This is a genomic window from Paraburkholderia sp. WS6 (assembly GCF_030464835.1).
In the GTDB taxonomy this organism is placed as follows: Bacteria; Pseudomonadota; Gammaproteobacteria; order Burkholderiales; family Burkholderiaceae; genus Paraburkholderia; species Paraburkholderia madseniana.
The window spans coordinates 208,055-220,025 of the sequence record NZ_JALQCK010000001.1 but is presented as its reverse complement, the minus strand read 5'-3'; the positions used below and the strand labels follow the sequence as shown (position 1 = coordinate 220,025).

Sequence of the window (11,971 nt, the reverse complement as noted above, 5' to 3'; positions counted from 1 at the left end):
GCGTACTGGTCAATGTAGTGCAAAGATCGTCACGCCGCTGGCCAGTAAGGGGTGCTTTGACGCCAGGCGTCGATGGCACGGGGCCGGCCAGAACTATTCGCAAGACGCAGCAAACGTTGTGCCAGTGCGTTCTGGACTGAAGCGGAAGGGTGGCGGAGCGCGCGCCCTAAGGGGAGGCGCGACGGACGGGCGGACGCGATGGGAGCGCGGCGGCGGGTGGTTTGCGTGTAAAACGGACGGGCGTCGCCCGGGTTTTACACGGGGTGGCGCGACGCGGGCGCGGGGGCCGCCGGGGCCGCAAAAGGCGAAGTGGCGGCCGGCGGGGCAAGCGTCGAGAGGGAAAAGATTTTTAAGGAAGCACGGCCGGTCAAGAGCCGAGCAAGCCCGCTGCGATGTTCACGCACAAGCCGAGCACGGCGACATTGAAGTAGAACGCCAGGATCGACTGCGCGAGCGCGGCGCGGCGAATCGACCGCGAGCGCAACACCACGTCCGAGGTTTGCGAGGCCACGGCGATGGTGAACGAGAAGTACAGGAAATCCCAGTAGTTCGGCTGGAGCTTGTGGTCGGGAAACAGCAGGGGGGTCTCCGGTGCATCCGGGTCGTAGTAAAGCCGCGCGTAGTGCGACGTGAAAATGGTGGGGATCATGAACCAGGCGCCGAACATCGTGAGGCCGGTCAACAGGTAGTGCCATGCAGTCGAGGCGCCGGCCGTGCCCTTCGCCGAGGCCAGTTCGAGCACGATCGCGGCAATACTGGCGACCGTCGCGACACAGATCACAACCAGCACCACGCCCGCGTTCTCGTCGTCGCGCTGCGCGAATTCGCGGACACGGCCTTCGTCGGCGGCGGCCATGTGCACCCACATGAGCAGGAGGTAGATCCACACCGCGGCATCCCAGCCGGCCAGAACACGCACCATGGGGCGTATGTGTTCTGGGAGCACCAGCGCGGCCACGAGGCCGACGGCGAGGCCGATCAGCATGCGGGGACGATTGCGAAGAACCTGCGGATAATATTTTAGGAGCATGAGATATAGGGTGAAGGGCCGTCTGTGCCGCGGATTCTACTCGCGCTTCGGGCACCATTTGTCGAATGGGGGAATCACAGGCTATAGTCTTTCGCAACGGCCTTGCGGGCCGCTTTCAGTTGAAAGGCGATTGGCAGGCGGCGGGTTTTTCGCTGCGCGTGCCGCGCAGTCAGGCTGTTTTCACAAGGCTGTCATCGGCACAACGTAATGCGGCTCGCATCGGCATCATGCAGCCACACAAGACCGCTTAAGCGGCGCCAGACCAGGTTTGGGGTAGAGAAATCGACGCAGCGCGCCAAAGGCATCACGCTACGGCGGCGTTGTCTGTTGAGAACAACTCACGATCAACTCACCATCTGGAGCCCCCATGACAGATGTTCCTGAGAATAAAGATGCGCACCATGACGTGACGCATCTGGCCAGGTTTCCGTCGCCAACGTCGCCAAAGTCCTCTTCGCCGCTTTCTTCGCCGGGATCCACTCGCTCATCTTCGCTGCATGCATCGTTTTCCGCCTCGCGCAGAGCCTGGGTGCTAGGCGCATGCGCAACGGCCGCGGCGCTCGCGTTTGCCGGGGCAGGCCGATCGCTCTCGTGGATCGCGCCGGCGTTCGCTGACACCGCGCCCCCCGGTGGCGGACTCGATGCCTTCCTTGCGCTCTCGCAGCGTCTCACCGGTCACACGGGCTTCGACGCCGTGCTCGGCAAACGCGTCTACGACGCCCTCGCCAGATCCGACAGCCAGTTCTCCCAGAACGTCGCCGCGCTCAACACATGGCTGCAAGGCCATGGCGGCGTGCCGTCAGATACGGTCACTCAGGCCTTGCAGGTCGATCAGCCGGCGCTCGCGAAATCCGTGAGCGCGATCATGCGCGCGTGGTATCTCGGTCTCGTGGGCGACATGCCGCATGTGGATGTGGTCGCTTATGAAAAAGCGCTGATGTTCGAGCCGGTCAAAGACGTGCTGACGATTCCGTCCTATTGCCGCGACGTGCCGTTCTACTGGACGCAGAAGCCGGTGAGCGCCTGAACGATGTTCCTCTCACGCGCGCCTTGTCGTCGCATGGCCTGATTGAGCCGTTCGACGAAACGCCGGTACGCGAGATCAGCAAGCAAAGATAAGCCAGTAAAAGAGGGTAACAATGGCAAACTCAAATTCCGCCGACATCGTCGTAGTCGGGTCGGGCGTGGCGGGTGGACTGGTCGCGCATCAAATGGCGCTGGCCGGCGCGTCGGTGATTCTGCTCGAAGCCGGGCCGCGCATTCCGCGCTGGCAGATCGTCGAGAATTTCCGCAATTCGCCGGCCAAGTCCGACTTCGCGACACCCTATCCCTCCACGCCTTACGCGCCGCATCCCGAGTACGCACCCGCCAACAATTATCTGATCCAGAAAGGCGACTATCCGTACAACTCGCAGTATGTGCGGCTGGTCGGCGGCACGACGTGGCACTGGGCGGCCGCTGCGTGGCGGCTGTTGCCGTCGGACTTCCAGTTGCACAAGCTGTACGGCGTGGGACGTGATTGGCCCTATCCGTATGAAACGCTGGAACCTTGGTATTCAGCGGCTGAAATGCAATTGGGCGTTTCCGGTCCGGACAGCACGATCGATCTCGGTTCGCCGCGCTCCAAGCCCTACCCGATGAGCGCGTTGCCGCTGTCGTACATGGATCAGCGCTTTAGCGACGTGCTCAATGCACAAGGCTTCAAGGTTGTGCCCGAACCGGTGGCGCGCAACAGCCGTCCGTACGATGCGCGGCCCACCTGCTGTGGCAACAACAACTGCATGCCGATCTGCCCGATCGCCGCGATGTACAACGGCGTGGTGCACGCGGAGAAGGCCGAACAGGCCGGCGCGAAGCTGATTCCCGAGGCGGTCGTGTACCGCGTCGAAGCGGACAACAAAGGGCTCATCACGGCTGTCCACTACAAGGACCCGAACGGCAACAGCACACGCGTGACCGGCAAGCTGTTCGTACTCGCCGCGAACGGCATCGAAACGCCCAAGCTGATGCTGATGTCGACTTCCGACAAATTTCCGCACGGCGTTGGCAACAGCTCCGACCAGGTGGGCCGCAACCTGATGGACCATCCGGGCACGGGCGTCACCTTCCTCGCCAACGAACCGCTGTGGCCCGGACGCGGGCCGATGGAGATGACCTCGATCGTCAACTTCCGCGACGGCGCGTTCCGCTCCGATTACGCAGCGAAAAAGCTGCATCTGTCGAATGGCGTGCCGACCATGAGCGTGACCGCCGATCTGCTGAAACAAGGCCTCACCGGCGCCGAACTCGACCGGCAGATTCGCGACCGCGCGTCGCGCACGCTGAACATCAACAGTTTTCACGAGCATCTGGCGGAGCCGCAGAACCGCGTGGTGCCCTCGGCGGATCACAAGGATGCGCTCGGCATTCCGCAGCCCGAGATCTACTACTCGATCAACGATTACGTGAAGAAGAGCGCGGCGAACACGCATGAACTGTATGCGCAGATCGCCTCGCTGTTCGGCGGCGCCGAGGTCTCGTTCGACGATACTTTCGCGCCGAACAATCACATCATGGGTACCACCATCATGGGAAGCGATCCAGGCGATTCGGTTGTCGACGCGGATTGCCGCACACACGATCACTCGAATCTGTTCATCTCCAGCAGCGGCGTGATGCCGACTGCGGCCTCCGTGAATTGCACGCTGACGATCGCCGCCTTGTCGCTGAAACTTGCCGACAAGCTCAAGCGTGAAATCTGAGCCCTGAACGGAGAGCCACAATGACGAAGAACACCTCTCGCGTGCAGCCGGCCGATGCGCTTGTTCAGCGTGCGCGTCGTCAGCACTTCCGGGTGGCGACGCTGGCGGCCGTCTTTTCGCTGTTTGCGTTGTATGTCGCCTGGCACGAAGCGCATGGGCCGATCGCACGACATAACGACGAGCTGCCGATCACGCAGGCCCACGCGGACAACGCTGCGCAACCGGACAAGGCGGCGGCCACATCGATGGCGGCGACCAGCAGCGATCTCGTGAAACGCGGTGAATACCTTGCGCGTGCCGGCGATTGCGTCGCCTGCCACACCGCTGACAAAGCACGCCCGTTCGCGGGCGGCCTGCCGATCAACACACCGTTCGGTACGATCGTGACGCCGAACATCACGCCCGACCCAGATACCGGCATCGGCCAATGGAGCGACACCGATTTTCTGCGCGCGATGCATGAAGGCGTCGGCAAGAGCGGCGAACGGCTCTATCCGGCGTTCCCGTACGCGGAATACACCAAGGTCACCGATCAGGACGTGCTGGCGATTCGCGCGTATCTGAACACACTCACGCCGATCCACTACGCGCCGCCGAGCAACAGCCTGAAATTCCCCTTCAATCTGCGCTGGCTGATGGTGTTCTGGAACCTGTTCAATTTCGACGAAGGCCGCTTCGTGCCCGATCCGAAGCAAAGCGCCGAATGGAATCGCGGCGCGTATCTGGTCCGGGGTCTTGCGCATTGTGAGGAATGCCACACGCCGCGCAATTTCACGCAGGGCTTGAAGACGAGTTCGCGCTTCTCCGGCGCGGTGCAGGCCGGCTGGCATGCGTACAACATCACGTCGGACAAGAACAGCGGCGTGGGCAACTGGAGCGATGACGAGCTGGTGGCGTATCTGTCGACCGGCGCAGCGCCGGGCCGCGCCAATGCGGCGGGCCCCATGGCCGAGGTGGTGACCGACAGCACGCAGTATCTGACGCACGAGGACGTCCGCTCGATCGTCACGTATCTGCGCTCGGTGCCGCCGATCAACGGCGGCGAATCACGTCCGCGCGACCAGTGGGGCAATCCCGCCGTCGACGATGTCACCGCGCTGCGCGGCACCAAGATCAATGCGGTGAACGGTGCGCAACTGTTCATCGCCAATTGCGCGACGTGCCATAACTGGACAGGTCAGGGTGTCGGCGCCAGCGCGCCGGGCGCGTATCCGTCACTGATTCACAACTCGGCGGTGGGCGCGAGCGATGCCAACAATCTGGCGATGGTGATCCTGCACGGCGTCAGTCGTACGACGAAACAGGCTGACGTGTTGATGCCCGAGTTCGGCACCCAGCTTACCGACGACCAGGTGGCGGCTATCACCAATTACGTGACCAAACAGTTCGGCAATCCGCAGTCCACGGTAACGGTGGATCAGGTCGCCAAGCTGCGTGCCCAGCAATAATGAGTGCGCGAACGGCGCGTTTTCCGGTAAGTTCTGCCGGAGGCGCGCCGTTTTTGCGTCGTTTCTACGTCATTCGAACGATGCGGGACGTCAGGATAAGATAGGCAACGCGCATACGCACTTGCGGATGCCGCACTATCATGAGCGAATGGATTCCGTACTCGTCAACTCCGTCCAGCATCATCCGGCCAATCGGAGCGGCCGCGACTTTGTCGTCGGCGATTTGCACGGCTGTGTCGATGCGCTGCGCTATCTGCTGCGCGACATCGCGTTCGATCCGGCGCGTGACCGGCTCTTTTCGGTCGGCGATCTGGTAGACCGCGGTGAACATTCCGAGCAGGCTTTGGCCCTGCTCGACAAGCCGTGGTTTCACGCGGTGCTCGGCAATCATGAAGATACCTTGTGCGCTGTCGCCGATGGGCGCTTGCGGCGCCAGTGGTGGTATGGCATCGGCGGGATATGGGCGGCGAGTTTGTCCGACGAACGCTTGCAGCACTACGCCGAACGTCTGCGGCCACTGCCGCTCGTACGCGTGGTCGGCAGCGGTAAGGAGCGCTTTAATATTCTGCATGCCGAATTCTTCGGCACGGACGCCGAACTCGACGCCGGGAATTTTTCCGCCGAAACGCGCCAGCAATTGCTGTGGGGGCGGGATCTGGCCTTGGGCAATGGCGATCCGCAGCGGCAGCATGGGCTTTCGCTGACCTATTGCGGCCATACGCCGATGCGCGACATCCAGCAGATCGGCTCGCAGATTTTCATCGACACCGGCGCGTTCGGGCCCGGTGGCAAGCTGACCATCGTGGAGCCACAGGCATTGCGGCGCTGGTCGATCTCGGTTGAGGCGGCGCGGGAGAGCGGGGCGGCGGCGTTGGCCCTACCCTGATTGTTTCGAGTCTCTTAGCTCTTAGCCCACCTGATTGAGCTCGAACACGATATCGATGCTCGTGCCATTCCAGTTGTATTCCAGATACGCCGCGTGTTGGCAATCGCGTAGCAGCGTGGTTCTGAACGCGGCGAGGCACTCGCCTTCGTCATCCCGCACCGACGGATACACGATGCCCGGCGCACCCCCCTCGCGTACGGCACGGCCGAGCGATTGTCCGGCGACATAGTCGTTGGGCGACAGCACCGCGAGATCGAGCGATGCGTCGTCGCGGATGTCGACCACGTTGCCTTGCGCCACGACGGTGTAGAGCCGCATCTGCTGCCGCATGGGTGGCTCGGCTGTCGCCTCGAGAAATTTCCCCGTGTGATAGCGCGTCTCCGCGATCGCAGTGGCACGCGAACGGGCGCAATAAAACACGCCGTACGTGCCGTCCGAGAAGCGGCTGCCGAGCGGATTCAGGTGTGTCAACGCGGCCATGATCGGCCCATAGCCCGGACCGAAACGGCGCTCCTCGCGCGGCACGAGATCGAGTTCGCCGACTTCGGTGCGCAGGCGGTCGTTGGTCATCGCTTCGAGCGCGTAGAGCGCGTCGAAATCTTCGGGCGATGCGACCCGGTCGAACAGATTGACGGCCGGAAAGCGCGTTGGAATCACGCGATACGCGGGCGACCAGTCGAGCGGCGCGCTGCGCCAGCGGTGCTGCCAATGCGGTTCTGTCACGCCCAGCCGCCTCGCATCGCGTCGAGATACTGGCGCACGGCCACGAGATCGCTGATGTTGCCGGCCAGCATGCGGTCCAGCGCGCGGCGGCCGCCGAACGGCGGCGCGCTGTTGGGGCGCTTGATCCAGGTGTCGGCGGCGCTGGGCTGCGGCAGCAGGATCTGCAGCGCCTTATAGATGCCGAGCAGCAGCGACAGGCGTTCCAGCGTGTCGCGCCCCAGACGTGCGGTTCCCGGCGCGGATTTCCACTTGAAGTAGGTGGAACGGCCCGGCGAGCCGAGCAACACGATCTGCTCCTCGGCGCTCAAGTCCCAGTCTCGCGCGATGTTGAAGAACGCGCGCAGGCCTGCCGCCGACATTTCCGTGAGCGTGGGTTCCGAAACCGGCCGGCGGATGGGCGGTTCGGGCTGGGTGACGCGGGCGGCGTGAGCCATGATGAGGTGAGTCCTTATCTGTACTTGTTGTTGATATTAGTCTAAAAATGGATTTTTGCAAGAGAATATAATCCCGACTCGTTATGAAGTCGAAGATCAGGAGAAGCAGGAGATGTGGGTTCGAGCAGTAGCAACGGCAGTTGCAGTGTGGTGCGTGTCCGGGGCGGCAATGGCCGCTGGTTATGCGGAAGTGTGGAATCCGCCCGAGTCGACCGGGCATGCGGCGAAGCACGCAAAGAAAACGACGGGTGCCGCCAAGGTCAAGTCTACCGCCGGCGCGAAGACGGGTTCGAAGCAGGCGGCGAAGGGGCAGCATGGGGCGCAACGGGTCGCGTCGGTGTCGAAGAGCGGTGCCAAGCCGGCAGCGCACGGCAGCGTGAAGAAGGTCGCCGCCAGGAATGTTGGCCACGGTGGCGTGGTGAAGGGCGCGGGCAAACCTAAGTCGAAGGCAGCGGTGGTGGCGCAGGGTAAGAAGCCGCACGCACAACTCGCTCAGGCGAAATCGGGGCAGGGCCGGATCATGCACGCCGACCTGGTTCAAGGCCATGCAGCGCATGCCAAGGTGGTCAATGTGACGGCGAAAACCAGCGTGGCCAAACCGGCCGTGGTTCACACGAAGGCGCCTGCCAAGGCCGCAAACGTAGCGGCAAGTCCCGCGGCGACCGCGCCCGCTAATCTGGCGACCGCCAGCAGCGGGTCGTTGCCGCCGATTCTCCACTGACCCTCTGTTCTATTCAGGCGGCGCGTTTGCGTTTGGCCTTGGTGCCCGGCGGACCCAGCGCCGTGCGGCCGAGTTCGACGATGCGCGCCGAGAGCTTTTCGAGGCGTGGCGACTGGACCTTCCAGGCGTGCCAGTACAACTCGACGTCGGTGGGCTGCTTCGGCGCAAGGTCGACCAGTTCGCCGCGCTCGACGGCATCGCCGAATTCCAGTTCGGGCACCATGCCATAGGCGAGGCCACGCTGGATCGCCATGTAGCGCGGCACTGGCGCGGGCACGTAGTGGCACGGATAAGCTTCCGGGGGCAGGCCGAAGCGCGTCTCAAGAAAGCGCGCCTGCAACGCGTCCTTGCGTGAGGACAGGATCACCGGCGCGCGCCGCGCGCCTTCACGCGTTAAGCCGTTCGGAAACCATCGCTCGACGAACGCCGCCGACGCCACCAGCCGGTAGCGCATCGCGCCGAGCCGTTCCGCGAAGCAGCCGCGCATCGGCGCCGGTTCGGTGGTGATGCAGCCAATTGCGAGGCCTGAGGCGAGCAGCGCGTGGGTGTGATCCTGGTCGTCGACGGTCAGATCGAGCAGCACGTTTTCCTGCAGCAGGATCTCGGAGAGCGCGGGGAAAAACCAAGTGGACAGCGTATCTGCGTTGACTGCGGCGGCGACGTTCAGCAGCGCTTCGTTGGCGCCCGCGAGATCGCTGGCGAAGTCGTCTTCGAGCAGGGCGGCACGCCGTAGATATTGCAACAGACGCTGGCCCATCGGCGTCGCGCGACAGGGCCGCGTGCGCACGATCAGCGGATTGCCCAGGCGCGTTTCGAGCGCCCGCACACGCTGCGATACCGCCGATGATGTGATGTTCAGGCGCACGGAAGCCTGCTCGAAGCTGCCGGTTTCGATGACCGCGCGGACGGCGGCGGTTTGTCGGGGGTCGAGGTCCACTGAGTGCCTTTAAAAGAGATGACGCCGACGCGGTGTCCGTTAGCCGGTTCTGTGGCTCGCCCGAACCTATGCTGGCGACCGACTAGCCGCCTCACGCAGCCTTTCGCGGCCGGCCGCCTTTCTTGCCGTTCTCGCGGGCAGCCGCCGATTTCGCCTCGGATTTCACGCTGCCACCGCTGCGGCCGATATCGCGCATCCACGCTTTCGAGCCGAATACACCGTCGATCAGGCCATGCACCGACACAACGACGTCGAGTGCGGGAAAAACGAGCGCCGAACCGAGACCGAAAATCTCAATCGAGCGCAAATCCGCGGCCGACGCGTTGTGCAAACCTTCGATATAGGCGATTGGCACCAGCAGCGAAATGTCATTGGTCAGCGTAATTTCGAGCCGTTTGGTGCGCGGTTTATAGCAGGCGCTACGCGCGGCGGGACGCTTGGCGGTTTCAGCGCCGCGTTCCCGCGCAAGCCGCCATTCTTCGCTGCTGTTCATGATGAGTGGATTCCTTTCCATGCGGAGCACAGGAACGGCACCATTTCGTTAATGCGTTTTGCCAGCCGGCGCGCTTCGCGTTCTGAATCAGCCCGTCGATCCGGGCAATGATGGGCATGGCAACGATTATATACCGTAGCCGCTTGGGTTTTTATGGCACAGCGCCCAAATGTCTCAAGCGCTTGCCAACCCATTCGTCACCAACCGCAACGTCTCCATCGACCGCGTATCCCTCACGCGCGAATGCAGGGTCACGCGTGATTCCGGCAGCGGCGGCAAACCCAGCCGTGCGCCGACATCGATCAATCCACGCGGCGCCACTCTGCGCGCCAGCGGCGACACCGCAAGACCAGCCGCGACCGCGGCGCCGACCGCCGCCACTCCGCCACCGACGAACACTTCCTGCCACGCAAGCCCCGCCTCATTCAACGTGTGCAGCGCGACGTCGCGCACATTGCACGGCGGACTCAGCAGCGCCAGCGCCAACGGCTCGCCGACGCGCGGCAGCCATTCCGGTGTAGCGAGCCAGCCAAGCGGCTCGCTGAACAGCACTTGCGCGTCGTCACGCGGCGGCTCATCGGCGCCGTAGCGAATGATCACGGCGTCGAGGCGCCGTTCGTCGAATTGCGCGAGCAGCGCAGCGGACATGCCCAGATGCAATTCGACCACCAGACCCGGATCGTGCGCGTTGAGCCGCGCGAGCAACTGCGGCAAGTTCGTTCCGGCGACGTGCTCGCTCAGCCCCAGCGTGAGCCGCCGACGCTCCACGGACAACGAACCCAGCGCCCGCTCATGTGCGCTCAGCAGATCGCGGGCCGCGCCAAGGAATGCGTTGCCATCCGCGGAAAGGCGCACGACACGCGGCGTACGTTCCACTAACTGCTTGCCGAGATGCGCTTCCAGCCGTTTCAGCTTCAGGCTGACGGCCGATTGCGTGGTATCGAGCGCGTCCGCTGCCCGCGTGAAGCTGTGCAGATCGGCGACCAGCACGAAGGCGCGCACCGCATCGAGATCGAGGACTTTCATTTCAGTTGAATATGGATGAAATAGCCAAAGATGGCTGTTCATTATGACTGAGCGCGCCTAAGCTGTGTTTACCCAATCACTGCGACCAAGGAGTTTCATCATGCCGCTCACACGAATCGCATTGCGCGCCGGCAAGTCAGAGGAATATCGGAAGGCGCTGACGGAGAGCATCCAGCGTTCGCTGGTGGAGACGTGCAATGTGCCGAAAGACGACATCTTCATGCTGATCACCGAGCACGAAGCCGGCAATTTTGTGTACGACAGGCAGTACCTGAACATCGAGCGCAGCGACGATCTCGTGGTGATTCAGATCACGTTTAACAATACGCGCACGCTCGAACAGAAGAAGGCGCTGTACAAGCGCATGGCGGATGAACTGGCGGAGTCGCCCGGACTGCGACGAGAGGATGTATTCATCAATCTCGTCGAAGTGCTGAAGGAGAATTGGTCGTTCGGTAATGGAATCGCGCAGTACGCGGTTTGAGTGACTGACGAACTCAGGTGGCCTGCGCGTAATTGAGGCGGGCGGGAATGGATGCGCGGGGCAGCCAGACAGGCAACGATGCGTCGCTATAATGGTTCGCTGTCCTTTCCTCACCCACCGACACTCTGCCGCCATGACATCCGACCGCACCGATCCGCCCCACGAAGCCCTCGAACTTGGCGGCTCCGTCTGGTTTAAGGCAGGCGCGCAAACGCTCGGCGGCGCGTCGCGGATCGCGCTGCTCGCGGCGATCGGCGAGACCGGTTCGATCACCAGCGCGGCGAAAGCCATCGGCATGAGCTACAAAGGCGCGTGGGACGCCGTCGACACGATGAACAATCTCGCCGGCGAGCCGCTCGTCGTGCGCTCGACCGGTGGCAAAGGCGGTGGCGGCACGATACTCACGCCGCGCGCCGTGAAGCTGATCGATACGTTTCGGGCGGTCGAACGCGAGCACCAGCGTTTTCTCGAACGCGCGGGCGCGGCGATCGAAGGCTTTGCAACGGATTGGGATCTGATCGGCCGCATCGGCGTGAAAACGAGCGCGCGCAATCAGCTTTATGGAGCGGTGTCGGCCATCACGCGCGGGACGGTCAACGATGAAGTGTCGCTGGCGCTGCCAGGCGGCCATACGATCGTCGCCGTAGTCACGCATGAAAGTACCGAGACGTTGGGCCTCGCGGTGGGGGCGGCGGCGTTTGCGTTGATCAAGGCGTCGTGGGTGGTGCTGCTCGTGGAGAACGAAAGCGGTGCGCCGTTGCAACTGTCCGCGCGCAATCAGTTGCGCGGCACGGTGCAGAGCGTGAAGCGCGGGGCGGTCAACGCGGAGGTGTCGCTGCTGTTGGACGGCGGCGCGGTGATTACCGCGGTCGTCACGAATCAAAGCGTCGATACGCTTGGGCTTGTGGAAGGCGGGACTGCGGTCGCTGTATTCAAGGCGTCGAGCGTGATTCTTGGCGTGAAGGATTGAATGAGCCGAGGGCGCTGAAGGGCGCAGGCTCTGGCGATTCTGAGAATTGTGGCGTCCCGGATGGCCCCGAACCATCCG

At 63.3% G+C, this 11,971-nt stretch carries 13 protein-coding genes; 7 read left to right on the top strand and 6 right to left on the bottom strand.

Going from position 1 to position 11,971, the window contains the following annotated elements:
• Positions 1–367: 367 nt before the first annotated feature.
• Positions 368–1,030, bottom strand: coding sequence for a DUF1345 domain-containing protein (locus M0D64_RS00965; RefSeq protein ID WP_266256310.1), 663 nt, complete (start codon positions 1,028–1,030; stop codon positions 368–370).
• 367 nt (positions 1,031–1,397) lie between these two features.
• Between M0D64_RS00965 and M0D64_RS00960 the strand changes: the two genes are divergently transcribed.
• From M0D64_RS00960 to M0D64_RS00945, 4 genes are all read left to right on the top strand, one after another.
• Positions 1,398–2,057, top strand: a complete 660-nt coding sequence (locus M0D64_RS00960) for a sugar dehydrogenase complex small subunit (protein WP_266256309.1) — start codon at positions 1,398–1,400, stop codon at positions 2,055–2,057.
• A gap of 112 nt (positions 2,058–2,169) precedes the next feature.
• Positions 2,170–3,771: a GMC family oxidoreductase gene (locus M0D64_RS00955; RefSeq protein WP_266256308.1), complete on the top strand. Its 1,602-nt coding sequence runs from the start codon at positions 2,170–2,172 to the stop codon at positions 3,769–3,771.
• Positions 3,772–3,791: 20 nt separating this feature from the next.
• Positions 3,792–5,219: a cytochrome c gene (locus M0D64_RS00950; protein ID WP_266256307.1), complete on the top strand. Its 1,428-nt coding sequence runs from the start codon at positions 3,792–3,794 to the stop codon at positions 5,217–5,219.
• Positions 5,220–5,367: 148 nt separating this feature from the next.
• A complete protein-coding gene (locus M0D64_RS00945; RefSeq protein WP_266237943.1) occupies positions 5,368–6,105 on the top strand; it encodes a metallophosphoesterase in 738 nt (245 codons plus the stop codon).
• 21 nt (positions 6,106–6,126) lie between these two features.
• On the opposite strand, the gene M0D64_RS00940 is transcribed toward M0D64_RS00945, so the two are convergent.
• Both M0D64_RS00940 and M0D64_RS00935 read right to left on the bottom strand, forming a co-directional pair.
• Positions 6,127–6,828, bottom strand: coding sequence for an RES family NAD+ phosphorylase (locus tag M0D64_RS00940; RefSeq protein ID WP_266256306.1), 702 nt, complete (start codon positions 6,826–6,828; stop codon positions 6,127–6,129).
• Positions 6,825–7,262, bottom strand: a complete 438-nt coding sequence (locus tag M0D64_RS00935) for an MbcA/ParS/Xre antitoxin family protein (protein ID WP_054034811.1) — start codon at positions 7,260–7,262, stop codon at positions 6,825–6,827. The genes M0D64_RS00940 and M0D64_RS00935 overlap by 4 nt, the downstream gene beginning before the upstream one ends.
• Positions 7,263–7,374: 112 nt before the next feature.
• On the opposite strand from M0D64_RS00935, the gene M0D64_RS00930 reads away from it, so the two are divergent.
• The gene (locus M0D64_RS00930) at positions 7,375–7,983 is read left to right on the top strand and encodes a hypothetical protein (RefSeq protein WP_266237946.1); all 609 of its coding nucleotides are present in this window, start codon (positions 7,375–7,377) and stop codon (positions 7,981–7,983) included.
• Between the two features lie 13 nt (positions 7,984–7,996).
• On the opposite strand, the gene M0D64_RS00925 is transcribed toward M0D64_RS00930, so the two are convergent.
• From M0D64_RS00925 to M0D64_RS00915, 3 genes are all read right to left on the bottom strand, one after another.
• Positions 7,997–8,920 carry an HTH-type transcriptional regulator ArgP gene (locus M0D64_RS00925; RefSeq protein ID WP_266237948.1) on the bottom strand — a complete coding sequence of 308 codons (924 nt, stop codon included), beginning with the start codon at positions 8,918–8,920 and terminating at the stop codon, positions 7,997–7,999.
• Positions 8,921–9,011: 91 nt separating this feature from the next.
• The gene (locus tag M0D64_RS00920) at positions 9,012–9,413 is read right to left on the bottom strand and encodes a DUF2442 domain-containing protein (RefSeq protein WP_200561362.1); all 402 of its coding nucleotides are present in this window, start codon (positions 9,411–9,413) and stop codon (positions 9,012–9,014) included.
• A gap of 174 nt (positions 9,414–9,587) precedes the next feature.
• Complete coding sequence (locus M0D64_RS00915) at positions 9,588–10,439, bottom strand: LysR substrate-binding domain-containing protein (RefSeq protein WP_266256305.1); 852 nt, start codon at positions 10,437–10,439, stop codon at positions 9,588–9,590.
• A 100-nt stretch (positions 10,440–10,539) separates the two neighbouring features.
• Between M0D64_RS00915 and M0D64_RS00910 the strand changes: the two genes are divergently transcribed.
• Positions 10,540–10,923: a tautomerase family protein gene (locus M0D64_RS00910; RefSeq protein ID WP_266256304.1), complete on the top strand. Its 384-nt coding sequence runs from the start codon at positions 10,540–10,542 to the stop codon at positions 10,921–10,923.
• Positions 10,924–11,056: 133 nt separating this feature from the next.
• Complete coding sequence (locus M0D64_RS00905) at positions 11,057–11,893, top strand: TOBE domain-containing protein (protein WP_266256303.1); 837 nt, start codon at positions 11,057–11,059, stop codon at positions 11,891–11,893.
• The last annotated feature ends 78 nt before the right edge of the window (positions 11,894–11,971 follow it).